Source organism: Streptomyces sp. CNT360, assembly GCF_000424785.1.
Genome location: NZ_AUKO01000003.1, coordinates 439,909 through 465,145, shown reverse-complemented (window position 1 = coordinate 465,145; position 25,237 = coordinate 439,909). Strand labels below are relative to the sequence as shown.

The following is a 25,237-nucleotide window of genomic DNA, read 5'->3' as shown; positions in this document are numbered from 1 at the left end:
GCTCCCGGACGGAACGGGCGCCCTGTACGTACGGCACCGCATCCGCAGCAAGAAGGAAAAGGAGGAACACGTGCACGAGACGAGCGAGGGCCCCGGCCCGCTGGCCGGCAAGGTCGCCCTGGTGGCGGGGGCGACCCGGGGAGCGGGGCGGGCCATGGCCGTGGAGCTGTGCCGCGCCGGGGCCACCGTCTACGCGACCGGACGGACCACCCGCGCGCGGGTCAGCGAGGTGGGCCGGGCGGGCGAGACCATCGAGGGGACCGCCGGGCTGGCGACCGAGGCGGGCCGCGAGGGCGGTGGGAGCGCCACCGGTGTCGCCGTCGACCACCTGGAGCCCGCACAGGTACGCGACCTGGTGGCCCGCATCGACGAGGAGCAGGGCAGGCTCGACATTCTCGTCAACGACCTGTGGGGCGGCGACCACCTCGTCGGCTTCGGCAGGAAACTGTGGGAGCACGACCTGGCCGCCGGGCTCCGCACCCTGCGGCTCGGCATCGACAGCCACCTGGTCACCAGCGCCTGCGCCCTTCCGCTGCTGATCCGGCGACCGGGCGGGCTGCTCATCGAGGTGACCGACGGCACCGAGGAGTTCAACCGGCGCTACCGGGAGCCCCTCTTCTACGACCTGGCCAAGGCGGCGCCGCTGAGGATGGCCCGCGCGCTGGCCGAGGAGACCGAGGAGTACGGCACCACCGTCGTGTGCCTCACTCCGGGCTGGCTGCGCTCCGAGGCGATGCTGGACACCTACTTCGGGGTGACCGAGGAGACCTGGCGTGACGGCTGCGCCACCGACCCGCACTTCGCCATCTCCGAGACCCCCGTCTTCACCGGCCGCGCCGTGGCGGCCCTCGCCGCCGATCCGCACGTGGCGCGCTGGAACGGGCAGTCCCTCTCCAGCGGCGGCCTGGCCCGGGTCTACGGTTTCACCGATGTGGACGGCTCCGCTCCCGACGCCTGGCGCTACCTCGTCGAGGTGCAGTCCGCGGGCAAGGCGGCGGACGTGACCGGCTACCGCTGACCGGCGTCGGTCCCGTCCGCGTAGAGCGCCGCCGTCCGCCGTGCCGCCTGCGCGAACCGGGCGCGCAGCGACAGCGGTGCCAGCAGCTCGCACTCCGGGCCGAGCGTGAGGAGCTGGCTGTAGCCGACCTCCTCGCTCTCCACCCGCAGCGTGACCGTCGTCCCTCCCTCGGCGTCCCGCACCCCGGCGGCCAGCGCCTCGTCGGCGGCGGCCCGGTCGGTGACGTACCGCAGCCGCCGGGCACCCGCCTCGGTGAGCCGCAGCGTCACCTCCAGGCGGAGCAGGGACCGTGCGAACGCCGCCGCCGTGTCCGCCCAGAACGCGGCCAGGTCGAAGGAGGTGTCGCGCTCGAACCGCTCGTCCCGTACGGCGACCTCGGTGAACCGGTCGACGCGGTACACCCTTCGGTGGCCCTCGCCCGGTGCGGGCCCCTCGGCGTCCCGCACCGGGTGCCCCGGGTCGGCCCGCACCCGGGCCACCAGATACCACTGGCCCGCCTTCAGCACCAGACCGTAGGGCTCCAGCTCCCGCTCCACCTCACCGCCGCCCCGCTCCTCCCTGCGGCGGTAGCGGACGGCGGCCCGCCGGTCCGACCAGACGGCGTCGGCCAGCGCCGGGAGCAGCGGGGGAGTCCCGGGCGCCTGCCACCAGCCGGGCGCGTCCAGGTGGAAGCGCTGCGCCGTCCCCTCGTGGACGTCCCGCAGCGCGGGGTCGAGGGCTGCCGAGACCTTCAGCCGCGCCGCCGAGGCGGCGTCGTCCAGTCCCAGGTCCCGCAGCGCCGAGGGCACCCCCGACAGGAACAGGGCCTCCGCCTCGCTGCGGCCCATCCCGGTCAGCCGCGTCCGGTACCCGCCCACCAGCCGGTACCCGCCCGCGCGGCCCCGGTCCGCGTACACCGGCACGCCCGCCTCGGACAGGGCGAGCACATCCCGGGAGACCGTACGCTCGGAGACCTCCAGCTCCGCGGCGAGTTCCCCGGCGGTCATCTCTCGCCGCGCCTGGAGCAGCAGCACCATCCTGATCAGCCGTGCCGCCCGCATCCCGCACACCCTCCCGGCCGGCGGTCGTCACCCGGCCTTCCCTCGTACCGTACGGGCCGCCCCCGTGCCCGCCGGAGCGCGAGAGCGCCGGGCGGGCCCGCATCGGCCCGCCCGGCGCTCCGGCTGCTCCGGGCCCCGGGGCCCGCCCCGGGGACGGAAGAGGTTACGCCAGCCCGTACTTCTCCGCGGCCCTGCGGACGTCCTCGGCCTTGACCTCGCCGCGGCGGGCGAGCCGGGTCAGGGCGGCGACGACCACCGACTGCGGGTCCACCCCGAAGTGGCGGCGGGCCGCGTCGCGGGTGTCGGACAGCCCGAACCCGTCGGTGCCCAGCGAGGACCAGTCCTGCTCCACCCACTGGCTGATCTGGTCGGGCACGGCGCGCATCCAGTCGCTGACGGCGAGCACCGGACCCGGCGCGCCCTCCAGCGTCCGCGTCACGTACGGGACCCGCTCCTCGCCGTGCAGGATCGCCGCGTCGCACTCCAGCGCTTCCCGGCGCAGCTCGCTCCAGGACGGCGCCGACCACACGTCGGCGGCCACACCCCACTCCTCGGCCAGGATCCGCTGGGCCTCGACGGTCCAGTGGATCGCCGTGCCGGAGGCCAGCAACTGGATCCGGGGCGCGTCGGACGGCGCCGGCGCGGTGCCCTCCACGGCGGAGGCGTCGCGGAACTTGTACAGGCCCTTGACGATCTGCTCCTCGGTGACGCCCTCCGGTACGGCGGGCTGCACCTTCGGCTCGTTGTAGACCGTCAGGTAGTAGAAGACGTCCTCCTGCTCGTCGGCCTCCGGCCCGTACATCCGGCGCAGACCGTCCTTGACGACGACGGCGACCTCGTAGGCGAACGCCGGGTCGTAGATCATCGCGGCCGGGTTGGTGGAGGCCAGCAGCGGCGAGTGGCCGTCGGCGTGCTGGAGGCCCTCACCGGTCATCGTGGTGCGGCCGGCCGTCGCGCCGATCACGAAACCGCGGCCGAGCTGGTCGGCGAGCGCCCAGAACTGGTCGCCGGTGCGCTGGAAGCCGAACATCGAGTAGAAGATGTAAAACGGGATCATCGGCTCGCCGTGCGTCGCGTACGACGTGGCGGCGGCGGTGAAGTCGGCCAGCGAGCCGGCCTCGGTGATGCCCTCGTTCAGGATCTGGCCGCTGACCGCCTCCTTGTAGTACAGGAGCTGGTCGCGGTCGACCGGGTCGTAGGTCTGGCCCTTGGGCGAGTACAGGCCCGCGGACGGGAACAGCGACTCCATTCCGAAGGTGCGGGCCTCGTCGGGGACGATCGGGACCCAGCGCCTGCCGGTCTCCTTCTCCCGCATCAGGTCCTTGACCAGCCGGACGAACGCCATCGTGGTGGCGATCTCCTGGGAGCCGGAGCCCTTCTTCAGCGCCTCGAACGGCTTGTCGGCCGGCGCGGGCAGACCCACAGGACGCACCGTGCGCGCCGGGGCCAGACCGTCCAGCGCCCGGCGCCGCTCGTGCAGGTAGGCGACCTCCGGGGAGTCCTGGCCCGGGTGGCTGTAGGGCACCAGCTCCGCGGCGTCGATGGCCGCGTCCTCGATGGGAAGCTCCAGCAGGTCCCGCATGCCGCGGAACTCGTCCTTGGTGAGCTTCTTCATCTGGTGGTTGGCGTTGCGGGACTCGAAGCCCGGGCCCAGCGACCAGCCCTTGACCGTCTGCGCCAGGATCACCGTCGGCGCACCCTTGTGCTCGACGGCCGCCCGGTAGGCCGCGAAGACCTTGCGGGGCTCGTGGCCGCCGCGGGAGCGGTGGAAACACTCGATGATCTGCTCGTCCGTGAGCTGCGCGGCGATCTGCCCCAGCGCCTCGGAGGCGCCGAAGAAGTGCTCCCTGATGTAGGCCGCGTCGCGGGTGGCGTACGTCTGGAACTGGGCGTCCGGCACCTCGCGCAGCCGGCGGGCCAGCGCCCCCTGCGTGTCCAGTCGGAAGAGCTGGTCCCAGGCCGAACCCCACAGCACCTTGACGACGTTCCAGCCGGCGCCGCGGAACTGGGCCTCCAGCTCCTGCACGATCTTGAAGTTGGGGCGGACCGGGCCGTCGAGCCGCTGCAGGTTGCAGTTGATGACGAAGGTGAGGTTGTCCAGCCCCTCGCGGGACGCCAGCGCGAGGGCCGCCGTGGACTCCGGCTCGTCCATCTCGCCGTCACCCAGGAAGGCCCACACGTGCGAGGCGGAGGTGTCCTTGATGCCGCGGTGCTCCAGGTAGCGGTTGAACCGCGCCTGGTAGATCGCCGAGATCGGGCCCAGGCCCATGGAGACGGTCGGGAACTCCCACAGCCACGGCAGGCGCCGCGGGTGCGGGTAGGAGGGCAGCCCCTCGCCCGCGGCCTCACGGCGGAAGTGGTCCAGGTGCTCCTCGGTCAGCCGGCCGTCGAGGAAGGCGCGGGCGTAGACGCCGGGGGAGGCGTGGCCCTGGACGTAGATCTGGTCGCCGCTCCCGTCACCGTCCTTGCCCTTGAAGAAGTACTGGAAGCCGATCTCGTACAGCCAGGCCGCGGAGGCGAAGGTGGCGATGTGCCCCCCGAGCCCGTCCTTGCTGCCGCGGGTGACCATCGCGGCGGCGTTCCACCGGTTCCAGGCGGTGATCCGCTGGTCCAGCGCCTCGTCGCCCGGGTAGGCCGGCTCGGCGTCGGTCGGGATCGTGTTGACGTACGGGCTCTCCAACAGCTCCGGCACGTCCAGGCCGGTGCCGTGGGCGTGCTCGACGGTGCGCTGCACCAGGTACGAGGCGCGGTCCGCGCCGGCGTGCTCGGTCACCGCGTCCAGGGACTCGCGCCATTCGGCGGTCTCCTGCGGGTCCTGGTCCGGGAGCTGGTCGAGCTCGCTCGGAGTGTTGTGTACGGCGTCGGGCATGGTGGCCACCTTCCGGACGTGTAGGCCCCTCCAAACGGGGTCGGGAGGGCGGTTGAGCGGGTGGGTGCGACAACCCTGGGGGCAGGACAGGGGGCACCCAATGGAGGGACTCTACGCCCGTGATCGATGATCGATCAAAGGATCCGAGGGTAAAAACCGCCCGCGACCCGAAATTGGCATTCCGTGCCCCGAAAAAAGGCACCGAATGCCAGGCCCCCGAGCCCTACGCCGGCCCCCCCACGCACCCGCACCCGGCCACCGGCACCCTCCCACAACGGCGGGCTCCCGACCCCCCCGGGAGCGAGGCGCCCGAAGGGGCGCGGGGAACTGCGCGCCCAGCCCCCATGCACCCGCACCGGGCCACCGGCACCCTCCCGCAACGGCGGGCTCCTGACCCCCCGGGAGCGAGGCGCCCGAAGGGGCGCGGGGAACTGCGCGCCCAGCCCCCACGCACCCGCACCGGGCCACGCACCACCCCGCAACGGCGGACTCCCTGCCCCCGGGACCGCGGCGCCCGGAGGGGCGCGCCCAGCCCCCACGCACCCGCACCCGGCCACCGGCACCCTCCCGCAACGGCGGACTCCCTGCCCCCGGGCCGAGGCCCCCGGAGGGGCGCGCCGAGCCCCCACGTACCCGCACTCGGCCACCGGCACCCTCCCGCAACGGCTGACTCCAAGGGCCGAGGGGCCGAACAGCTCACCCGCAGCGGAACTCACCCGCGGGGTGCCGGAGCACACCCCAGCACGTGCTCCTTCACCAGCGGACCGATGCCCGCATCGCACCGCTCGATCGCGGCGAGGACCGCCTCGTGCTCCTCGGCATACGACTGCTGCACCGTGCCCAGCCAGCGGATCGACAGCGCCGTCCACACCTCGATACCCAGCCCCTCCCAGGTGTGCAGCAGCACACTGTTGCCCGCCGCCCGCACCAGCTCCCGGTGGAAGGCCACCGTGTGCCGCACCTGTGCCTCCCCGTCCCCGCACCGGTCCGCCTCGTACAGCGCCGCCACGTGCGGGCGCAGCGCGGAGACGTCCCCCGCCAGGCGGGGCACCGCCAACTCCGCGGCGATCTGCTCCAGACCGGCGCGCACCGGATAGATCTCCTCCAGGTCCGCCGGCGACAGCTCCCGCACCCGGGCGCCCTTGTTCTGCGCCGACTCGATGAGCCGCAACGCCTCCAGCTCGCGCAGCGCCTCCCGCACCGGCGTCTGGCTGACCTCCAGCTCCACCGCGATCCGCCGCTCCACGATCCGCTCGCCCGGCTTCCAGCGCCCGCTGACGATCCCCTCGACGATGTGCTCCCGGATCTGCTCACGCAGCGACTGCACGACCGGCGGCGTCATAAAGATGCTCCTCGCAACGAGGGGGTGGGGCCCCTAGACGATACGGGGTAGGACGGCACGCGGTGCCACTGCGGTCCGTGAGGTCCTGGTCACCCATTTATCGGCAGAGGACGCGCAGGCGTCCCGTCCTCGCATGACGGCTTCGCAGGCTGAGCACACCGATGCCCCCGCCACGCGTGGCGGGGGCATCGGTGTCAGGTGAACGCAGGGGCTCTTACAGACCCAGTTCGCCTTCGAACTCGCCGGCTTCGAGGCGCGCCTTGACGTCGGCCAGGTAGCGGGCGGCGTCGGCACCGTCGACGAGCTGGTGGTCGTAGGAGAGGGTCAGGTAGACCATGTCGCGGATGGCGATGGTCTCGCCCAGCTCCGGGTGGTCGATGACCATCGGGCGACGGACCGTCGCCCCGATGCCCAGCTCTGCGACCTGCGGGTAGTTCACGATGATGGTGTCGAAGAGCGCACCCCGCGACCCGGTGTTGCTGATCGTGAACGTGCCGCCGGACATGTCGTCCGGGCCCAGGCCGCCCTCGCGGACCTTCTTGGCCAGCTCGGCGGTCTTGCGGGCGATGCCCGCCAGGTTGAGGTTGCCGGCCTCCTTGATGACCGGAACCATCAGCCCCTTCTCGGAGTCCACCGCGATGCCGATGTTCTCGACGTCGTGGTAGGTGATGGTGCCGTCGTCGTTGAGGCGTGCGTTGACGGCCGGGTGGGCCTTGAGCGCCTCGGCGGCCGCCTGCACGAAGAACGGCATCGGGGAGAGCTTGACGCCTTCCCGGGCGGCGAAGGACTCCTTCGCCGCTCCCCGCAGCTTCATGATGCGGGTGACGTCGACCTCGACGACCGTGGAGAGCTGCGCCTGGTTGTGCAGCGCCTTCATCATGTTGTCGGCGATGACCTTGCGGATGCGCGGCATCTTCACGGTCTGGCCGCGCAGCGGGGACGCCTCCAGCCGGGGCGACTTCGGTGCGGCCGAGGCCGCCGCCGGTGCCGCCGGGGCCTGGGCCTGCTGTGCCTGCTGTGCCTTCTGCGCGTCGGCCGCCTCGATGACGTCCTGCTTGCGGATGCGGCCGCCGACGCCGGTGCCGCGCACCGCGGAGAGGTCCACGCCCTGCTCGGCCGCCAGCTTGCGCACCAGCGGCGTCACGTAGGCGCCGTCGTTGTCCGGCGCGGGCGCCGGGGCCGGGGCGGCCGGGGCCTGCGCCGGGGCGGCGGGCTGAGCAGGCGCCGGCTGGGCCTCGGCAGGCTCCGGAGGCGTCTGCGGGGCCGCGGGCTGCGCCGGGGCTGCGGGGGCCTGCGGGGCTTCCTGCGCCGGCTGGGCCGGTGCCGACTCGGCGGGCTTGCCCGGGGCCGACGGCGCCGGAGCGGCGGCGGGAGCGGCACCGGCCGCACCGATGACGGCCAGCTTGGCGCCGACCTCCGCCGTCTCGTCCTCGCCGACGGTGATCTCCAGCAGGGTGCCGGAGGTCGGGGCGGGGATCTCGGTGTCGACCTTGTCGGTGGAGACTTCGAGCAGCGGCTCGTCGGCCTCGACCTCGTCACCGACCTGCTTGAGCCAGCGGGTGACGGTGCCCTCGGTGACGGACTCGCCCAGCGCGGGCAGCGTCACGTCGGTGCCCTCGGCGGAGCCGGAGGAGCTGCCGGAGGAGGGGGCCGCGGCGGGCTCGGGCTGGGCCGGAGCCTGGGCGGGCTCCTCCTGGGCCGGGGCGGGGGCCTCGGCCTGCGCGGGCTCGGCAGCGGGCTGCTCGGCGGCAGCGGGGGCGCCGGAGCCGTCGTCGATGACGGCCAGCTCGGCGCCGACCTCCACCGTCTCGTCCTCGGCGACCTTGATGGAGGACAGGGTGCCGGAGGCCGGGGCGGGGATCTCGGTGTCGACCTTGTCGGTGGAGACTTCGAGCAGCGGCTCGTCGGCCTCGATGTGCTCACCCTCGGCCTTCAGCCAGCGGGTGACGGTGCCCTCGGTCACGCTCTCGCCGAGCGCCGGCAGGGTTACGGAAACCGCCATGGTTTCGGTTGCTCCTTACGAACTGTGCGGATGGGTCGCGCCCTGAGTGACTGCTCGGCGGTCAGTCGTGGGAGTGCAGCGGCTTGCCGGCCAGCGCCAGGTGCGCCTCGCCGAGCGCCTCGGTCTGCGTCGGGTGGGCGTGGATGAGCTGCGCCACCTCGGCAGGCAGCGCCTCCCAGTTGTAGATGAGCTGGGCCTCGGCCACCTGCTCACCCATGCGGTCACCGACCATGTGGACGCCGACCACGGCGCCGTCGCGGACCTGGACGAGCTTGACCTCACCGGACGTCTTGAGGATCTTGCTCTTGCCGTTGCCCGCGAGGTTGTACTTGAGGGTGACGACCTTGTCCGCGCCGTACCGCTCCTTGGCCTGCTCCTCGGTGAGGCCCACGGAGGCCACCTCCGGGTTGCAGTAGGTCACCCGCGGGACACCGGCGTAGTCGACCGGCACCGGGTTGAGACCGGCCAGCCGCTCCGCGACCATGATGCCCTCGGCGAAGCCGACGTGCGCGAGCTGGAGCGTCGGGATGAGGTCACCGACGGCGGAGACGGTGGGCACGCTGGTGCGGCAGTACTCGTCGACCGTGACGAAGCCGCGGTCCATGGCGACCCCGGCCTCCTCGTAGCCCAGGCCCTCGGAGACCGGGCCGCGGCCGATGGCGACCAGCAGCACCTCGGCCTCGAACTCCTTGCCGTCGGCCAGTGTGACCTTGACGCCGTCGTTCGTGTACTCGGCCTTGTCGAAGAAGGTGCCGAGGCTGAACTTGATGCCGCGCTTGCGGAAGGCGCGCTCCAGCAGCTTGGAGCTGTTCTCGTCCTCGATGGGCACCAGGTGCTTGAGGCCCTCGACGACGGTGACGTCCGCGCCGAAGGACTTCCACACCGAGGCGAACTCGACGCCGATGACGCCGCCGCCCAGGATGATCGCGGACTTCGGCACCCGGTCCATGACCAGCGCGTCGTCGGAGCTGATGACGCGGTCGTGGTCGATGGTCAGACCGGGGAGGGTCTTGGGCACCGAGCCGGTCGCCAGCAGGATGTGGCGGCCCTCGTAGCGCCGGCCGTTCACGTCCACGGACGTGGGCGAGGACAGCTTGCCCTCGCCCTCCACGTACGTCACCTTGCGGGACGCGACGAGTCCCTGGAGGCCCTTGTAGAGGCCCGAGATCACGCCGTCCTTGTACTTGTGGACGCCGGCCATGTCGATGCCCTCGTACGAGGTCTTGACACCGAACTCGGCGCTCTCGCGGGACTGGTCCGCCACCTCGCCGGCGTGCAGCAGTGCCTTGGTGGGGATGCAGCCGCGGTGCAGGCAGGTGCCGCCGAGCTTGTCCTTCTCGATCAGGGCGACATCCAGACCGAGCTGAGCGGCGCGAAGGGCAGCGGCATAACCGCCGCTACCGCCTCCGAGGATCACTAGGTCGAAAACGGTGCTGGCGTCGTTCGCCACGTCACGTCCTCCATGCATGGGTACGCCGTAGCCGGTCTCCTGTGACCGGGCGGCTTCAGGTTCGGCCGCTTTGTCTGCTCGGCCCTGTCGAGGCTTCTGTCAAGCCGTGCGGGGCCCTGTCCTGCCGGTCACCCATCTTCGCACTTGTTGACGGAAACCGGGACGCGGGGCCGGTACCCGAGCGTAGGGCCCCGCGCGCCGGGGGCGAGCGGGGCCCGTTCTGCGTACTTCATCCGTTTTGTCCGTGCGTGCCGGCGGCCTCAGCCGAGGTCGCCGTCGGCCGCGCGCTCGGCCAGCCTGACCAGCGTGCGCACCGCCGACCCCGTGCCGCCCTTGGGGGTGTAGCCGAACGGCGCCGACTCGTTGAACGCCGGGCCCGCGATGTCCAGGTGTGCCCAGGGGGTCCCGTCGGGGACGAACTCCTTCAGGAAGACACCGGCCAGCAGCCCGCCGCCCATGCGGTCACCCACGTTGGCGAGGTCGGCGACCGGCGAGTCGATGCCCCTGCGCAGGTGGGCGGGCATCGGCATCGGCCAGGCGTCCTCACCCGCCTCGCCGGCGGTCTCGTGCACGGCCGTGCGGAACGCGTCGTCGTTGGCCATGATTCCGAACGTACGGGCACCCAGCGCCACCACCATCGCGCCGGTCAGCGTCGCCACGTCCACGATCGCGTCCGGCTTCTCCTCGCCGGCCCGCGTCAGCGCGTCCGCCAGCACCAGCCGGCCCTCCGCGTCGGTGTTGAGGACCTCCACCGTCTTGCCGCTGTACATGGTCAGCACGTCACCCGGACGAGTGGCCGAGCCCGAGGGCATGTTCTCGGCCAGCGCCAGCCAGCCGGTCACATTCGCCCGCAGCCCCAGCCGCGCCGCCGCCACCACCGTCGAGAAGACGGCCGCGGCACCGCTCATGTCGCACTTCATCGTCTCGTTGTGACCGGCCGGCTTCAGCGAGATGCCGCCCGAGTCGTAGGTGATGCCCTTGCCGACCAGCGCCAGCGACGTCTTCGCCTTCGGGTGCGACCACGCCACCCGGACCAGCCGCGGCGGCTGCGCCGACCCGTTGCCGACCCCCAGGATGCCGCCGTAGCCGCCCTTGGCCAGCGCCTTCTCGTCCAGCACCTCCAGGCTGAGGCCGTACTCCTTGGCCGCCGCGCGGGCCTCGGCGGCGAACCCCTTGGGGTCCAGACCGTTGGCCGGGATGTTGATCAGGTCCCGCGCGCGGTGCACCTCCTGCGCGACCACAGCGGCACGCTCGACGGCCGCCTTGTGCGCCTTGTCGCGCGGCTTGGCGCCCAGCAGCGCCACCTCCGCCGGCGGGGCGCTGCGGGCCTCCTTCTTCTTCTGCTCGTCCTTGCCCTTGTAGGCGGTGAAGGAGTACGCGCCCAGCAGCGCACCCTCCCCGACCGCCCCGACCGCCTCCGCGTCAGCGACCGGCAGTGCGAAAGCGGCCTTCCTGGTACCCGCCAGGGCGCGCGCCGCCGCACCCGCCGCGCGGCGCAGCACCTCGGTGTCGTACGGCTCGCTCCTGTCCGCCGCCGCACCGAGGCCGACAGCCACCACCAGCGGGGCCTTCACCCCGCTCGCCGGCGCCGGGAGCTTGGTGATCTCGCCCTCGCTGCCGCTCGCGCCGAGCGTCTCCAGCGTCGCGGCGAGCTTGCCGCCGTACGCCTTGTCCACGGCCTCCGCACCGGGAGCCAGGACGAGCGGCGCCTTCTTGTCGGCCTTGTCGGCCTTGTCGGCCTTTCCGGCCTTGTCGGCCTTGCCGTGGGAATCGCTTGTGGCGACTCCGACGACGACGGCGTCCGCGCGCAGTGTCGCCGCGGACGAGGAGCTGAGAGTCAGTGCAGACACGTGGGAAAGACCTTCTTCCTTGACAGGGCGCGGAGCGCGAAGGCGTCTCCGGCTCAGGACGCTTCGGGCATCGTATGCCCGTTTCCTGCCCGCTCACCGGGCGCCGCCACATCCGTGCGGACCGTGCGGCGGGCGGCCGTTCACCAGCCCGCCACCATTAGCGCGCAGGTCGCGGCCACTTCGGCCAGCGCACCGAAGACGTCCCCCGTCACACCGCCGAACCGCCGCACGCAGTGCCGCAGCAGCAACTCCGCGGCTCCCAGGCCCAGTACGGCACCGACCGCGAACGAGGCGAGGTGCCCCGCGAGACCCGCTGCGACGGACACCGCCACCACCAGCGCGGCCACCCCCCACGCCGTGCCCCGCGGGACCGTTCCGGCCACCACGGCGCCCAAACCCTCGGGGCGGGCGGCCGGCACCCCCTCCCGGGCGGCGAGGGTCAGCGCTCCCCGGCCCACCAGCGCCGAGACCGCCACGGCGGCGGTGCCGAGCGCCCACCCCTGCCCGTACAACTGCGCCACGGCGGCGGCCTGTCCGAGCAGGACGAGGACGAGCGTCACCACCCCGAACGGGCCGATGTCCGACTTCTTCATGACCCGCAGCGCCTCGTCGGCGGGCTTGGCGCTGCCCAGTCCGTCGGCGACGTCGGCGAGACCGTCCAGATGCAGGGCGCGGGTCAGCACGGCGGGGACCGCCACGGTGGCGACGGCGGCCACCGCTGCGGAGGCGCCGCACAGCAGGAGTGCGGCGCCGACCGCGGCGGCGGCGAGGCCCACCACGAGCCCCGCCAGCGGCGCGTACGTCATGCCCAGCCGGGCGGCGGACCTGTCCCAGCGGGGCACCTCGACGGGGAGGACCGTCAAGGTGCCGAGTGCGAAACGTATGCCGTCGGCGGGCGTGGCGGAGCGGTCCATGACCAGCACGTTACCCGCGCAGAACGGGCGCCACCCGTGGCCCGGCGGACCACCGGCCCCGGGGCAGGCGCCGCCCGGGGCGGGGCGCCTGCGGGGTCAGGTGGCGTCGAAGGTGTTGTCGTCCTGGGGGACGTCCCCGGAGGCGGGGTCCTGGAGGGGGAGCTCCGCTGCCAAGGCTGCCGCTGCCCTCACCAGCGGCAGCGCCAGCAGGGCGCCGGTGCCGCCGCCGAGGGCGACCCCCTGTTCCAGCAGGGGCTCCGCGGCGAGCCGGTCGAGCGCCTTGGTCTGGGCGGGCTCGCTCCCCGCGTGCCCGGCGAGCCACCAGTCGGGCGCGCGGAAGGCCACCCGCTGTCCGACCAGCGCGCAGGCGGCGGAGACGACACCGTCGAGGACGACGGGGGTGTGCCGCACCGCGGACTGGAGAAGGAAGCCGGTCATGGCCGTCAGGTCGGCGCCGCCGACGGTGGCGAGCAGGGCGAGCTGGTCGCCCAGCACGGGCCGTGCCCTGCGCAGCCCGTCCCGGATGGCCGCGCACTTGCGCATCCAGGTCAGGTCGTCGATGCGGCCGCCGCCGCGGCCCGTCACGACGGACGCGTCGGTGCCGCACAGCGCGGCGATCAGGGTGCCGGCCGCGGTGGTGCCGCCGACGCTGAGGTCGCCGAGGACGACCAGATCGGTGCCCGCGTCGGCCTCCTCGTCGGCGAGGGCCGCACCGGCCCGGAACGCCTCCTCCGCCTCCTGCTCGGTGAGCGTGTCCTCGATGTCGAGGCGGCCGCCGGAGCGGCGGACCCGGTGCCGGGTGACCTCGGCGGGCAGGTCGCCCGGGTCGCAGTCCAGCGCCATGTCGACGATGCGCACCGGCACTTCGAAGCGGCGGGCGAGCACGGCCGCGGGGGAGGCGCCGGCCAGCGTCTCGCGCACCAGCTCGTGCGCGGTTCCGGCCTTGCGCGCGGAGACGCCGAGTTCGGCGACGCCGTGGTCGCCGGCGAAGATCACCAGTCGTGGGTTGGCCACCGGCCGTACGGGGACCTGGTTCTGCGCGGAGCTGAGCCATTCCCCCACATCGTCGAGGCGTCCGAGCGCCTGCGGGGGCAGTCCGGTGCGCGTCCGGCGTTCCTCGGCCTCTCGCCGCAGCGCGCCGTGCGGCCGCTCGATGAGGTCGGAGAAGTCGTCAAGGTCCAGGCTGCTGCGCTCGCTCATGGTGGGGGAGCGTACGTGAGTGACCCGCGCGCTTCACCCCTGGCTTCGGCTGCGTCCCGCACGTCGCGGGCGTCCCGTACGTCGGGGCACCCGCGGTTCACGGGGCGCCCCGTGCGGCGGGACCACCCCGGCCCGGGGCCGGCCGCGGCCGACTCCGTACCGCTCACCGCAGGGGCAGGGCGACGCCCGCCACGGTCAGCACCACGTGCTCGCACTCGTCGGCGAACCGCGCGTTCAGGCGGCCGAGTTCGTCGCGGAAGCGGCGCCCCGCCGGGGTGGCGGGCACCACCCCGGAGCCGACCTCGTTGCTGACCGCCACGATCCGCCGGGGCGTGGCCCGTACCGCGGCGACCAGCGCGGCCACCCGCTCGGCGAGCGCGGTGGCACCGCCGCGGGCCCACAGGGTGTCGTCCCAGGCCTCGATCTCGTCCATCGTGCGGGTCAGCCACAGCGACAGGCAGTCGATCAGCAGCGGCGGCCCGTCGCTCTCCAGCAGCGGGACGAGGTCGCAGGTCTCCTCGGTGCGCCAGGAGGCGGGCCGCCGCTCGCGGTGCTCGGCGACCCGGGCGCCCCAGTCGGGGTCGTCGGCGCGGGTGCCGCCGGTGGCGACGTAGACCACGCCGGGGAAGGCCGCGAGGCGCTGTTCGGCCTCCACCGACTTGCCGGACCGGGCACCGCCCAGCACCAGGGTGCGGCGCGGGATCTCGGGCACGTCCAGCGTGCTGTCGTACGCGCCGACGGCCAGCGTCGTACCGTCCGGTACGGCCCGCGCCCCCACCGCCGCCACCCGCCGGTGCAGCTCGGGACCGGGCGGTACGCCGTGCCCGATGTGGACGGCCAGGACGTCGGTGGCCGCACCGACGGTGCCGCTCTCCCGCAGCCTGGCCAGCGCGTCGGGCCGGCCCAGCACGTCCAGCAGCACCATGTCGCACGGCCCGCCGTGCTCGCCCCGGCCGCTCGGTTCGCCCGTACCGGGCCCGCCGGGGCCGGCCGGTGCGGCGCCCGGCGGCAGGTAGAGCACCTGCCGCCCGTCCGGCCCCGTCACCAGGTAGCCGGTGCCGGGCGCGTCCAGCGCCAGGGCCCGCACCCGGTGCCCGCTGATCAAAGCCAGCTCCTGGCGCTCGGGCACCCGCACGGGCGAGGGCAGCCCGGCGGGCACCTCCAGCGCGGGCCCGTCGTGCGGGTGGGAGAGCAGCACCTGCCGTACGCCGCTGAGCGTCTGTCCGGCGCGGGCGGCCGCGAAGGCGGGCCCCGGGGTGAGGTCGAGCAGCAGCGTGCCGTCCACCAGCAGCGAGGTCGCGGCGCGGGCCCGGGTGCCGGTCGCGGCGGCGCAGCGCGCGCAGGGGCAGCCGGGCCGGGGGAGGCCGACGGAGGAGCCGGTGCCGAGCAGAGTCAGTTCCACCCTCCGATCGTCTCCCGGCCTGCCGCCGGACGCGCACGGGGGACTACGCTTCCGGGAGCAACTGCCGATCTGACGGAGGCATCGATGGCGTGGACGTGGCGGTTCGAGAAGGCGGACGGCGCGCAGACGGAACCGGCGGTCGAGCCCGAGGAGTTCCCCACCCAGTCGGATGCCGAGTCGTGGATCGGCGAGGTGTGGCGGGAGCTGCTGGAGGGCGGCACCGATCAGGTGACCCTCCAGGAGGACGGCAGCACGGTGTACGGCCCGATGAGCCTGCACGCCGCCGTGGGCGAGGAGAGCGAGCCCGCCGCCCCGGACGCCGACGGAGAGTGACGGGCCGCCGACCTTACGCAACCGCCCGGGGCCGGGCGTGCCCCCTCAACTCCGGTGCCACCTTCGCTCCTTGGCGCGCGCCCGTCCGGCGAACCACTACCCTCGGTGCCCATGGACGTACGTGGTGCGGTGTACGTGGCCCTGCGGGGCCCGGCCGATAAGAGGGAGCAGACACTGGACTCGCTGAAGAAGGCGGGGATCTTCGCCGAGCGGTCGGTACGCGGCCCCGAGGTCATCGAGGCCTTCTTCTACGGCGGCGACGAGCGCCCCAGCCCCCGCTTCATGGACGCCTGCGCGTCCCACGTGGGCAAGGCGCTCATCGGGACGGACTTCGCGGTGGAGGAGACCGGCACCATCTCCAGCCAGGCCGCTGCCCGCCGGCTCGCCTACAACCGGCGTACGGGGGAGTGGCTGGGCGCCTTCATCGACACCGACGCCCCTGCCGAGGCCCGCGCCGAGACCCTGGCGCACCTGGCCCATGAGCAGGGCATCGACCTGGCCGACATAGAGCTCCGCGACCCGCCGGAGACCCAGCTGCCGACGGCCTAGCGCCCTCACAGCCGAAGGGGTACGCGCTCAGGGCGCGTACCCCTTCTCGAACGGCCTCAGCCGCGTACCCCGAACAGGTGCAGCGACGCGGCCACGCCTCGGTACGGGTCCGTCCGGCAGGCGCGTTCCTCCACGTCCAGAGCCTGGGCCGGTGTCTCGCCGGTCTCCGGGAACAGCCCGCCCGCGGTGAAGACACCCACCCCGTACCAGCTTTCCCTCGGCACCCCGATCCGGGCGAGGAACGAGGTCAGCACGGGAAGCTGCAGGACGCGGTCGCCCTCGGCCGGCTCCGCCGTCAGCGCCGCCCTGGCGGCCCGCCAGTCCCCCGTCAGCCCCGGCCGCATCGCGCGGGCCGTCACGTTCGGGATCACCAGCGACAGCAGGCCGCCGCCGTCCAGCACCCGGGCGAGCCCGGCCAGCGTGCTGTCCGGGTCCTTCGCACCGTCGAGCACGTCGTGGCAGAGCACCACGTCGAAGGTGCCGGGCAGGAAGTGCGCCCCCGTGTCCTGGCCGCTGCCGGCCAGCGCACGGGTCCGCGCCCGTATCCCCTCCGGCTCCGCCGCCAGCGCCGCGGTGAAGGCCGCGAGCCGCTCGGGGTCGGGCTCCAGCCCCGTCACCTGGTGTCCGCCGCGGGCCAGCCGCAGCGCCTGCGCGCCGTCACCCAGCCCGACGTCCAGCACCCGCAGCCGGCGCCCCACCTCGAAGTGCGTCGCGATCCGCTCCTCGAGCTGCCGGGCGACCAGCTCCTGCCGGATCAGGGCTTCTCGCCGCGTGCGACCTGCGGCTTCGGCAGGCGCATCCGGCGCATCTGGAGGGTCCGCATCAGCGCGTAGGCGATGGCGCCCCGGTGGTTGTCGTCCGGGTAGCGCTCGCGGATCTTCTTCTTCAGCCGCATGGAGATGCCGATCGAGTCGATGACGATCAGCAGGATCACCAGGAGCCACAGGAAGAGCGAGATGTTCTTCAGCTGCAACGAGGGCAGCATCTGGAGGACCAGGATGATCACGGCCAGCGGCAGGAAGAACTCCGCCACGCTGAAGCGCGCGTCCACGAAGTCGCGGGCCAGCCGCCGCACCCGGCCCCGGTCCCGGGCGGGCAGATAGCGCTCGTCACCCCCGGCGAGGGCCTCACGCTGCTTGGCCATGTCGGCCCTGCGGGCCTCGCGCTGGCGCTTGGCGGCGTCCTTGCGGTTCACCGGCCCTGAGGACATGCTGCGGCGCGGCCCGCGCGCCTCGTTGCGCTTGGGAGTGGGGCGGCCCTTGGGTGCCTGCGGGTCGCGGGGCTGAGGGGGCTCGGCGTGACCCGTCTGGGGTTTCACGGCCTGCCCGTCTTTCGAACGGCTACGGAACACACCTCAAGAGTACGGTGTGGGTGGGAGTGGGCCCCAGCCCCTGGGGTGAGGCAGCGGCAGCAGCGGCCTCACCACCGAGAAACGCCTACTCCCTGCGCCGGAGGCAAGACGCTGCTGATCGTCCTCACGGAGGAGCACATCGGCGCCCGAACGGTGCGGTAATGGAAGAGGGCCCCGTACTCTGGGGTCCAGTAGATGTGCCGAGGGCTTGAGTCCGTTACGAAGGGGGCGCGCGAGGCCCATGAGCGGTGTCATGAAGCGTATGGGGATGATCTTCCGCGCGAAGGCCAACAAGGCCCTGGACCGGGCCGAGGACCCGCGCGAGACGCTCGATTACTCGTACCAGAAGCAGTTGGAACTGCTGCAGAAGGTGCGCAGGGGCGTCGCCGATGTCGCGACCTCCCGCAAGCGCCTCGAGTTGCAGATGACCCAGTTGCAGGGGCAGTCCTCGAAGCTGGAGGAGCAGGGCAAGAAGGCCCTCGCCCTCGGCCGTGAGGACCTGGCCAGGGAGGCGCTGTCCCGCAAGGCGGCCCTTCAGCAGCAGGTCACCGACCTGGAGGGGCAGCACCAGACCCTCCAGGGCGAGGAGGAGAAGCTGACGCTGGCCGCGCAGCGCCTCCAGGCGAAGGTGGACGCGTTCCGCACCAAGAAGGAGACGATCAAGGCCACCTACACGGCAGCCCAGGCCCAGACCCGGATCGGGGAGGCCTTCTCCGGCATCTCCGAGGAGATGGGCGACGTCGGCATGGCCATCCAGCGGGCCGAGGACAAGACGGCCCAGCTCCAGGCCCGCTCCGGCGCCATCGACGAGCTGCTGGCCTCCGGGGCCCTGGACGACCCGTCCGGCACGGCCAAGGACGACATCACCGCCGAGCTCGACCGCCTCTCGGGCGGCAGCGACGTGGAGCTGGAGCTCCAGCGGATGAAGGCCGAGCTCTCGGGCGGCAGCGGTGACGAACGGCAGGCCATCGAGGGTGGTCAGGGCCAGGACCGGTCGCAGGGGGGACAGGCGAGCAACGCCCAGCAGCAGGACACGCCCCGGTTCCACAAGGAGTGAGCCGGGCGTGAGCGGCATCCCCCGCAGCCCGAGGAGGAGAGCGACATGATCGTGCGGATCATGGGCGAAGGCCAGGTCAAGCTGGACGACAGCCACATCGTCCAGCTCAACAAGCTGGACGACGAGCTGTTGAAGGAGATGGAAACCGGCGACGAGGCGGGCTTCCGCCGCACTCTCGGCGCCCTCCTGGACGCCGTGCGCAGGCTGGGCAGCCCGCTGCCGGACGACGCTCTGGAGCCCTCCGAGCTGATCCTGCCCGCGCCGGAGGCGAGCCTGGAGGAGGTGCGGGAGATGCTGGGCGACGACGGACTCATCCCCGGCTGACTCCGCCGCCCTTCCCCTTCCCGCACCGCCTCGCCGCCGCACACCGCTGACTCTGCCCTCGTTCCCACCGCCCCTACGAAGAACTCCGGAGGAGCACCGACGCTCCGGACGGACAGACCGGGAGAGCCGGGCCACGGTGTCTGCTGTGTCACTGCGCGAGATCCGCGAGCGCCTGCGCGCACACCCCTACGCGGTCGACGCCCTCGTCGCCGCGGGCGCGTGCGTCTGCATTTTGCTGGGCTCTGTCATCGAGCCGCACGGCCCGGACGGGCGGCCCAGCTTCGCCGAACGTGACATCACGGTGCCGACGGCGCTGCTGGCCGTGCTCAGCTGCACGGTGCTGGCACTGCGCCGCCGCGCTCCGGTGCCGGTGCTGCTGCTCACCGGGCTGATCTCCGTCGTGGCCCTGATCGCCGGCAACCCCGGATCGGACGCCGGATCCGACCGGCAGGCCTCGCTCGTGATGGCCCCGGTCATCGCCCTGTACACGGTCAGCAACACCACCGACCGCCGTACGAGCTGGCGGGCGGGCGCCCTCACCGTCGGGGCACTCACCGCTGCGGCGATGATCTTCGGGGCCCGGCCCTGGTACGCGCAGGAGAACCTCGGGATCTTCGCCTGGACGGCGCTGGCCGCCGCCGTCGGAGAAGCCGTCCGCAACCGGCGGGCCTTCGTCGCCGCCATCCGGGAGCGCGCCGAGCGCGCCGAGCGCACCCGCGAGGAGGAGGCCCGCCGCCGCGTGGCGGAGGAGCGCATGCGCATCGCCCGGGAGCTGCACGACGTGGTCGCCCACCACATCGCACTCGTGAACGTCCAGGCCGGGGTCGCCTCGCACGTCATGGACCTGCGGCCCGACCAGGCCAAGCAGGCCCTCGCCCACGTACGGGACGCCAGCCGGCACGCGCTGGCGGAGCTCCAGACCACCGTCGGGCTGCTGCGCCAGTCCGGGGAGAGCACCGCCCCGACCGAGCCGGCACCCGGCCTGGAGGTGCTGGAGGACCTGGTGGACGGCTTCCGGCACGCGGGGCTGTCCGTCTCCCTCACGGCACCGGCGCTCGGCCAGGGCGCCGCCCCGCTGTCCTCGGCGGTGGATCTGACGGCCTACCGGGTCGTCCAGGAGGCGCTCACCAACGTGCACAAGCATGCGGGCGGCGGCGCCCGTGCGCAGGTGCGCATCCGGCGGGACGGGGATGCGCTGGACATCGCCGTCACCGACGACGGCGGCCCCCGGGACGGCACCTTGGAGGACGGCGCGCCCGGAGACGCCGGCACCGCGGATGCTGCCCCCGAGGGGGAGAGCGGCGGGCACGGCCTGGTCGGGATGCGGGAGCGGGCTGCCGCGCTCGGCGGCACATGCGAGACCGGGCCGCTGCCCGACGGCGGCTTCCGGGTCCACGTACGGTTGCCGCTCAGGACGCCGGTGCCCCGCAAGGAGACCCCCGCATGATCCGAGTCGTACTCGCCGACGACCAGGCCCTGTTGCGCAGTGCCTTCCGGGTGCTGGTCGACTCCGAGCCCGACATGGAGGTCGTCGGCGAGGCGGCCGACGGGGACGAGGCGGTGGCCGTGGTCCGCGAACAGGGCGCCGACGTGGTGCTGATGGACATCCGGATGCCCGGCACCGACGGGCTGGCCGCCACCCGCGCTCTCAGCACCGACCCGGATCTGACCGATGTGCACGTCGTCATCCTCACCACCTTCGAGGTGGACGAGTACGTCGTCGGGGCGCTGCGCGCCGGTGCCTGCGGATTCCTCGGCAAGGGGGCCGAGCCGGGGGAACTGCTGGCCGCCATCCGCACGGCAGCCGCCGGCGAGGCCCTGCTGTCGCCCGTGGCGACCAAAGGGCTGATCGCGAAGTTCCTCGCCCAGAGCGCCGCCCCGCACGCGGACGACCGCACCGGGGAGGACGGTGAGCCGGCGCGGCTGGCGGCGCTGACCGCACGCGAACGCGAGGTGCTGTCCCGGGTGGCGGCCGGGCTGTCCAACGACGAGATAGCCGCCCGCCTCGACGTCAGCCCGCTCACCATCAAGACCCACGTCAACCGCACCATGGCCAAGCTGGGGGCCCGCGACCGCGCCCAACTGGTCGTGGCGGCCTACGAGACGGGGCTGGTGCGGCCCTGCGGTGGAGAAGGAGGCCGCTGACGTACTCCGGGCGGAGTACGCGGGCGGCGGCAGAAGGGGACCTGCGGGGGACACCTGGGCGCCGAACGTGGGTGAAGGTATAGGCGGTACAGGTGTCTGCCGGCAGGGCGGCAGCACCAGCTCCACCCCTTCCCGAGAGAGAGACCCGGCAACCATGTCCTGGCTGTCCCGCCTCAGCCTCGTCCAACGTGGGCTGATAGGTCTGATGGCGCTCGTCGCCGTCGTCTTCGGCGCCATCGCCGTTCCGCAGCTCAAACAGCAGCTGCTGCCCTCCATCGACCTGCCCATGGTCTCGGTCATCGCGCCGTACCAGGGCGCATCTCCCGACGTGGTGGAGCAACAGGTCGTCGAACCCCTGGAGGAGAACATCCAGGGCGTCGACGGTGTCACCGGCGTCAACTCCACCGCCAGCGAGGGCTCCGCCGTCGTCATGGCGCAGTTCGACTACGGCGACGGCTCCGAGCAGACCGTCGCCGACGTGCAGCAGGCCGTCAACCGGGCCCGGTCCGAGCTGCCCGACGGCGTCGACCCGCAGGTCGTCTCCGGCGGCACCGACGACATCCCGACCGTGGTGCTCGCCGCCTCCGCCGAGGGCAGGGACCAGCAGGCCCTCGCCGACGCGCTGGACACCTCCGTGGTGCCGGTGCTCAAGGACATCGACGGCGTCAGCCAGGTCACCGTCGACGGGGTGCAGGACCTCCAGGTCGCCGTCACCCCGGACACCAGGAAGCTGGCCGCGGCCGGGCTGAGCCCCGCCGACCTGTCCAAGGCCCTCCAGGCGGGCGGTGCCTCGCTGCCCGCGGGCTCCTTCGACGAGGGCGGCAAGAGCAGAACCGTCCAGGTCGGTGACGGCTTCACCTCCCTCAAGGAGATCAAGGACCTGGCCGTCCCGGGCAAGGGCGGGCGGGGGCCGGTCACCGTCGGCGACGTCGCCACCGTCCAGGAGAGCCCCGAGAAGGCCACCTCGCTGACCCGCACCAACGGTCAGCGCAGCCTCTCCGTCTCCGTCACCATGAACAACGACGGCAGCGCAGTGGACATCTCCGACGCCGTCAAGGACAAGCTGCCGCAGCTTCGCGACGACCTCGGCAAGGGCGCCGAACTGACCGTCGTGTCCGACCAGGGCCCGCAGGTCTCCGACTCGATCAGCTCGCTGACCACCGAGGGCATGCTCGGCCTGGTCTTCGCCGTCGTCGTCATCCTCGTCTTCCTGCTGTCGCTGCGCTCCACGCTGGTCACCGCGGTCTCCATCCCGCTGTCGGTGGTGCTGACGCTGATCGTGCTGTGGACGCAGGACCTGTCGCTCAACATGCTGACGCTGGGCGCCCTGACCATCGCCATCGGCCGCGTGGTGGACGACTCCATCGTCGTCCTGGAGAACATCAAACGGCACCTGGCGTACGGCAAGGAACGCACCACCGCCATCCTCGACGCCGTCCAGGAGGTCGCCGGGGCGATCACCTCCTCCACGCTGACGACCGTGGCGGTCTTCCTGCCGATGGCGTTCGTCGGCGGCATGGTCGGCGCCCTCTTCGGCGGCTTCTCCCTCACCATCACCGTCGCGTTGCTCGCCTCGCTGCTGGTGTCGCTGACGGTCGTGCCCGTCCTGTCCTACTGGTTCCTGCGGGCCCCCAAGGCGCTGCGCGGGCTCGACCCGGCCGAACAGCGCCGCAAGTCGGAGGAGAAGGAGTCGCACAGCCCGCTGCAGAAGCTGTACGTGCCGGTCCTCCGCTTCGCCACGCGCCGCCGGCTCACCAGCCTGCTGATCGCCGTCGTCGTCCTCGTCGCCACCTTCGGCATGGCCCCGCTCCTGAAGACCAACTTCTTCGACCAGGGCGAGACCCAGCAGCTCTCCATCAAGCAGGAGCTGCCGCCCGGCAGCAGCCTGGACGCCGCCGACACCCAGGCCAAGAGGGTCGAGAAGGTGCTCTCCGGCGTCGACGGCGTCGAGGACTACCAGGTCACCGTCGGCTCCGCGGGGCTGATGGCCGCCTTCGGCGGCGGCACCGGCGCCAACCAGGCCTCCTACCAGGTCAAGCTGAAGGAGTCCGCGGACAGCGCGAAGGTCGAGAAGGCCGTCCACGACGGGCTCGACAAGCTCGGCCCCGCCATCGGGGACACCACCGTCGGGGCCGACGACGGCTTCGGCGGCCAGGACCTGAGCGTCGTCGTCAAGGCCGGCGACCAGGACGTGCTCAAGAAGGCCTCCGAGCAGGTGCGCGCCAAGGTCGCGAAGCTGGACGACGTCACCGACGTCCAGTCCGACCTCGCCCAGTCCGTACCCCGCATCTCCGTCAAGGCCAAACCGGCCGCCGCGAAGTACGGGCTGAACGACGCCGCGCTCGGGCAGGCCGTCACCCAGGCCGTGACCGGCACCAAGTCCGGCACCGCCGTGCTCGACGACACCGAACGCGACGTGGTGGTCCGCTCCCCGCAGCCCGCCGAGACCGTCGCCCAGCTCAAGAAGCTGCCGCTCGGCAAGGCCACCCTCGGGCAGGTCGCCGACGTCCGCACCGTCGACGGGCCCGTCCAGATGACCCGCATCGACGGTGCCCGCGCTGCGACGATCACGGCCAAGCCGACCGGGGAGAACACCGGCGCGGTCGGCACCGCGCTCCAGTCCGAGATCGACTCCCTGGACCTGCCCAAGGGCGCGACCGCGGAGATCGGCGGGCTCTCCCAGGACCAGGACGAGGCCTTCACCTCGCTCGGGCTGGCCATGCTGGCGGCCATCGCCGTGGTCTTCCTGCTGCTGGTGGCGACCTTCCGGTCGCTGATCCAGCCGCTGATCCTGCTGGTGTCCATCCCGTTCGCCGCCACCGGGGCCCTCGGCCTGCTGGTGCTGACCGGTACCCCGATGGGGGTCCCGGCGATGATCGGCATGCTGATGCTGATCGGGATCGTCGTCACCAACGCCATCGTGCTGATCGATCTGATCAACCAGTACCGGCGGCAGGGGTACGGCGTCATCGACGCCGTCGTCGAGGGGGGCCGGCACCGGTTGCGGCCCATCCTGATGACGGCCCTCGCCACCATCTGTGCGCTGACGCCGATGGCGCTCGCCGTCACCGGTGACGGCGGGTTCATCTCGCAGCCGTTGGCCGTGGTGGTGATCGGTGGGCTGATCACCTCCACCCTCCTCACCCTTCTGCTGGTGCCCACCCTGTACGCCATGGTGGAGCTCCGTAAGGAACGGCGTGCTGCGAAGAAGGCCGCCAAGCGAGGCGGTCCGCCGGGCGGTGGGGAGTCCCCTGCGAGCCGCGAGTCCCCACTCGTGGAGACCTCCGCCTCCTCCTGACCGCTTCCCGTCCACCACGGTGCCCCTGTCATGACTCCCACTCATGGCGGGGGCGCCCGCGCTTTTGCTTCCCCTTGTCCACTGCTCGGGGCCCCGGCCCCGATGACCTCTCATTCTCGGGGCTCCGCCCCAACCCCTTCGTCCCCGCCGGACGGGCGTCGGCGCGGCTCCTCCCCAACGGCTGCAAGGGGCTAGAGGAAGGCGCCGGAGGGGATGTAGGGGGCCGGGGGGCGCATACCCCGGAAACAGACGAAGGCCTCGGAGCGGAGCTCCAGACCGGCTCGGAGCCCCACGTCGACAGCCCACTGCTGCTCCGCGGTGACGTCGTGCACCTCCACGACAACCCCCTCGTCCACCCCGAGCAACGCCGCGCTCAGCACCCGCGTGGCCAGCCGCCGCGACGTCGCACCGAGCAAGGCGACCTTGCCGTCGTCACCGATGTAGCAGTACCCGCTCCCGGCCAGGTCGTCCGCGACGACAAGCCGATGGTGCCGCATCAGATACGCGTGGTCGGGCCCGTGCGCCCCACCTCGCAGCCGCCGGTCGACGGAGTCGAGCATGTCCTGGTCCCGCGACGACCCTGCCACGGCCGCACCGTCGAGCGCCCCCAACCTGTCGCGGTCGACGACCCCGCGCATCCGGACCGTGGGGTGCAGCTCGAACCCGGCCTGCCGGTAGACCCGCGCGGCGGCGGGGTGCCGCGAACAGCAGATGATTCCGCGCAGGCACCCGCGCCCGTACTCCAGCGCGCGCTGGAGCAGGGCACGTCCCACGCCCTTGCCCTGGGTTCCGGGCAGGACGACGAGCAGGGCGAGCCCCCAGGTGCCCTCGCGGATGTGGGACTGTGCCGCTCCGACGGCCTGCCCGGCCTCGTCCTCGGCGATCCAGCTTCCCGCGGGGTCGTGCCGCGCGATGTGCCGGATCTTCTCGCGGCTCCGGCCCGCCCGCGCGGCCGACGGCGACGGCCCGGGGGTGTCTCCCTTCAGCGCGTGGGAGGCCCCGAACGCCGCCTCGCTCAGCTTCCGTACGGTTTCTGCGTCTTCTTCGGTGTCCCGGACGGGTCGCAGCAGCATGCGCCGCAGGCTACCGGTGT

General features: G+C 72.9%; 20 protein-coding genes. 8 read left to right on the top strand and 12 right to left on the bottom strand.

Annotated elements, in window-relative coordinates; genetic code table 11:
- Window positions 1-70: 70 nt before the first annotated feature.
- On the top strand, window positions 71-1,018 hold the full coding sequence (locus tag H297_RS0109420) for an SDR family oxidoreductase (protein WP_027736832.1): 948 nt from the start codon (window positions 71-73) through the stop codon (window positions 1,016-1,018).
- Here H297_RS0109420 and H297_RS0109415 read toward each other — a convergent pair.
- The 9 genes from H297_RS0109415 to H297_RS0109375 all read right to left on the bottom strand — a co-directional run bounded on the left by H297_RS0109415 (window position 1,009) and on the right by H297_RS0109375 (window position 15,087).
- The gene (locus H297_RS0109415; protein ID WP_027736831.1) at window positions 1,009-2,058 is read right to left on the bottom strand and encodes a WYL domain-containing protein; all 1,050 of its coding nucleotides are present in this window, start codon (window positions 2,056-2,058) and stop codon (window positions 1,009-1,011) included. The genes H297_RS0109420 and H297_RS0109415 overlap by 10 nt on opposite strands.
- Window positions 2,059-2,221: 163 nt before the next feature.
- Window positions 2,222-4,927, bottom strand: a complete 2,706-nt coding sequence (gene aceE / locus H297_RS0109410; RefSeq protein WP_027736830.1) for a pyruvate dehydrogenase (acetyl-transferring), homodimeric type — start codon at window positions 4,925-4,927, stop codon at window positions 2,222-2,224.
- A 712-nt stretch (window positions 4,928-5,639) separates the two neighbouring features.
- A complete protein-coding gene (locus tag H297_RS0109405) occupies window positions 5,640-6,269 on the bottom strand; it encodes a GntR family transcriptional regulator (protein WP_027736829.1) in 630 nt (209 codons plus the stop codon).
- Window positions 6,270-6,483: 214 nt separating this feature from the next.
- Window positions 6,484-8,271, bottom strand: coding sequence for a 2-oxoglutarate dehydrogenase, E2 component, dihydrolipoamide succinyltransferase (gene sucB / locus H297_RS0109400; RefSeq protein WP_027736828.1), 1,788 nt, complete (start codon window positions 8,269-8,271; stop codon window positions 6,484-6,486).
- 61 nt (window positions 8,272-8,332) lie between these two features.
- The gene (gene lpdA / locus H297_RS0109395; protein WP_027736827.1) at window positions 8,333-9,721 is read right to left on the bottom strand and encodes a dihydrolipoyl dehydrogenase; all 1,389 of its coding nucleotides are present in this window, start codon (window positions 9,719-9,721) and stop codon (window positions 8,333-8,335) included.
- Window positions 9,722-9,981: 260 nt separating this feature from the next.
- Window positions 9,982-11,571 carry a leucyl aminopeptidase gene (locus H297_RS0109390; RefSeq protein WP_027736826.1) on the bottom strand — a complete coding sequence of 530 codons (1,590 nt, stop codon included), beginning with the start codon at window positions 11,569-11,571 and terminating at the stop codon, window positions 9,982-9,984.
- A 140-nt stretch (window positions 11,572-11,711) separates the two neighbouring features.
- Window positions 11,712-12,485: an adenosylcobinamide-GDP ribazoletransferase gene (locus H297_RS0109385; RefSeq protein WP_027736825.1), complete on the bottom strand. Its 774-nt coding sequence runs from the start codon at window positions 12,483-12,485 to the stop codon at window positions 11,712-11,714.
- Between the two features lie 96 nt (window positions 12,486-12,581).
- Window positions 12,582-13,685: a nicotinate-nucleotide--dimethylbenzimidazole phosphoribosyltransferase gene (locus H297_RS0109380; RefSeq protein WP_027736824.1), complete on the bottom strand. Its 1,104-nt coding sequence runs from the start codon at window positions 13,683-13,685 to the stop codon at window positions 12,582-12,584.
- A gap of 163 nt (window positions 13,686-13,848) precedes the next feature.
- Window positions 13,849-15,087: a bifunctional adenosylcobinamide kinase/adenosylcobinamide-phosphate guanylyltransferase gene (locus tag H297_RS0109375; RefSeq protein ID WP_027736823.1), complete on the bottom strand. Its 1,239-nt coding sequence runs from the start codon at window positions 15,085-15,087 to the stop codon at window positions 13,849-13,851.
- An 84-nt stretch (window positions 15,088-15,171) separates the two neighbouring features.
- Between H297_RS0109375 and H297_RS0109370 the strand changes: the two genes are divergently transcribed.
- The gene (locus H297_RS0109370) at window positions 15,172-15,420 is read left to right on the top strand and encodes a hypothetical protein (RefSeq protein ID WP_037793406.1); all 249 of its coding nucleotides are present in this window, start codon (window positions 15,172-15,174) and stop codon (window positions 15,418-15,420) included.
- 111 nt (window positions 15,421-15,531) lie between these two features.
- A complete protein-coding gene (locus H297_RS0109365) occupies window positions 15,532-15,969 on the top strand; it encodes a hypothetical protein (protein ID WP_027736822.1) in 438 nt (145 codons plus the stop codon).
- Window positions 15,970-16,025: 56 nt separating this feature from the next.
- Here the strand turns inward: H297_RS0109365 and H297_RS0109360 are convergent, their stop codons facing one another.
- Window positions 16,026-16,727: a class I SAM-dependent methyltransferase gene (locus tag H297_RS0109360; RefSeq protein WP_078513896.1), complete on the bottom strand. Its 702-nt coding sequence runs from the start codon at window positions 16,725-16,727 to the stop codon at window positions 16,026-16,028.
- Window positions 16,724-17,287: a DUF3043 domain-containing protein gene (locus H297_RS0109355; protein WP_027736820.1), complete on the bottom strand. Its 564-nt coding sequence runs from the start codon at window positions 17,285-17,287 to the stop codon at window positions 16,724-16,726. Before H297_RS0109355 ends, H297_RS0109360 begins: the two co-directional genes overlap by 4 nt.
- 274 nt (window positions 17,288-17,561) lie before the next feature.
- Between H297_RS0109355 and H297_RS0109350 the strand changes: the two genes are divergently transcribed.
- The 5 genes from H297_RS0109350 to H297_RS0109330 all read left to right on the top strand — a co-directional run bounded on the left by H297_RS0109350 (window position 17,562) and on the right by H297_RS0109330 (window position 24,144).
- Complete coding sequence (locus H297_RS0109350; protein WP_037793403.1) at window positions 17,562-18,377, top strand: PspA/IM30 family protein; 816 nt, start codon at window positions 17,562-17,564, stop codon at window positions 18,375-18,377.
- 45 nt (window positions 18,378-18,422) lie between these two features.
- Complete coding sequence (gene pspAA, locus H297_RS0109345; RefSeq protein WP_027736818.1) at window positions 18,423-18,701, top strand: PspA-associated protein PspAA; 279 nt, start codon at window positions 18,423-18,425, stop codon at window positions 18,699-18,701.
- A 136-nt stretch (window positions 18,702-18,837) separates the two neighbouring features.
- Complete coding sequence (locus tag H297_RS0109340) at window positions 18,838-20,148, top strand: histidine kinase (protein WP_027736817.1); 1,311 nt, start codon at window positions 18,838-18,840, stop codon at window positions 20,146-20,148.
- Window positions 20,145-20,846, top strand: a complete 702-nt coding sequence (locus H297_RS0109335) for a response regulator transcription factor (protein WP_027736816.1) — start codon at window positions 20,145-20,147, stop codon at window positions 20,844-20,846. The genes H297_RS0109340 and H297_RS0109335 overlap by 4 nt, the downstream gene beginning before the upstream one ends.
- A 154-nt stretch (window positions 20,847-21,000) precedes the next feature.
- The gene (locus H297_RS0109330) at window positions 21,001-24,144 is read left to right on the top strand and encodes an efflux RND transporter permease subunit (RefSeq protein WP_027736815.1); all 3,144 of its coding nucleotides are present in this window, start codon (window positions 21,001-21,003) and stop codon (window positions 24,142-24,144) included.
- 191 nt (window positions 24,145-24,335) lie between these two features.
- On the opposite strand, the gene H297_RS0109325 is transcribed toward H297_RS0109330, so the two are convergent.
- Window positions 24,336-25,217, bottom strand: a complete 882-nt coding sequence (locus H297_RS0109325) for a GNAT family N-acetyltransferase (RefSeq protein WP_027736814.1) — start codon at window positions 25,215-25,217, stop codon at window positions 24,336-24,338.
- Window positions 25,218-25,237: the final 20 nt, after the last annotated feature.

Coding starts and splice junctions, on each gene's coding strand:
- aceE (WP_027736830.1), bottom strand. CDS start 4,927: ATGCCCGACGCCGTACACAACACTCCGAGCGAGCTCGACCAGCTCCCG.
- pspAA (WP_027736818.1), top strand. CDS start 18,423: ATGATCGTGCGGATCATGGGCGAAGGCCAGGTCAAGCTGGACGACAGC.
- H297_RS0109370 (WP_037793406.1), top strand. CDS start 15,172: ATGGCGTGGACGTGGCGGTTCGAGAAGGCGGACGGCGCGCAGACGGAA.
- H297_RS0109380 (WP_027736824.1), bottom strand. CDS start 13,685: ATGAGCGAGCGCAGCAGCCTGGACCTTGACGACTTCTCCGACCTCATC.
- H297_RS0109415 (WP_027736831.1), bottom strand. CDS start 2,058: ATGCGGGCGGCACGGCTGATCAGGATGGTGCTGCTGCTCCAGGCGCGG.
- H297_RS0109365 (WP_027736822.1), top strand. CDS start 15,532: ATGGACGTACGTGGTGCGGTGTACGTGGCCCTGCGGGGCCCGGCCGAT.
- H297_RS0109325 (WP_027736814.1), bottom strand. CDS start 25,217: ATGCTGCTGCGACCCGTCCGGGACACCGAAGAAGACGCAGAAACCGTA.
- H297_RS0109335 (WP_027736816.1), top strand. CDS start 20,145: ATGATCCGAGTCGTACTCGCCGACGACCAGGCCCTGTTGCGCAGTGCC.
- H297_RS0109330 (WP_027736815.1), top strand. CDS start 21,001: ATGTCCTGGCTGTCCCGCCTCAGCCTCGTCCAACGTGGGCTGATAGGT.
- sucB (WP_027736828.1), bottom strand. CDS start 8,271: ATGGCGGTTTCCGTAACCCTGCCGGCGCTCGGCGAGAGCGTGACCGAG.
- H297_RS0109405 (WP_027736829.1), bottom strand. CDS start 6,269: ATGACGCCGCCGGTCGTGCAGTCGCTGCGTGAGCAGATCCGGGAGCAC.
- H297_RS0109385 (WP_027736825.1), bottom strand. CDS start 12,485: ATGGACCGCTCCGCCACGCCCGCCGACGGCATACGTTTCGCACTCGGC.
- H297_RS0109350 (WP_037793403.1), top strand. CDS start 17,562: ATGAGCGGTGTCATGAAGCGTATGGGGATGATCTTCCGCGCGAAGGCC.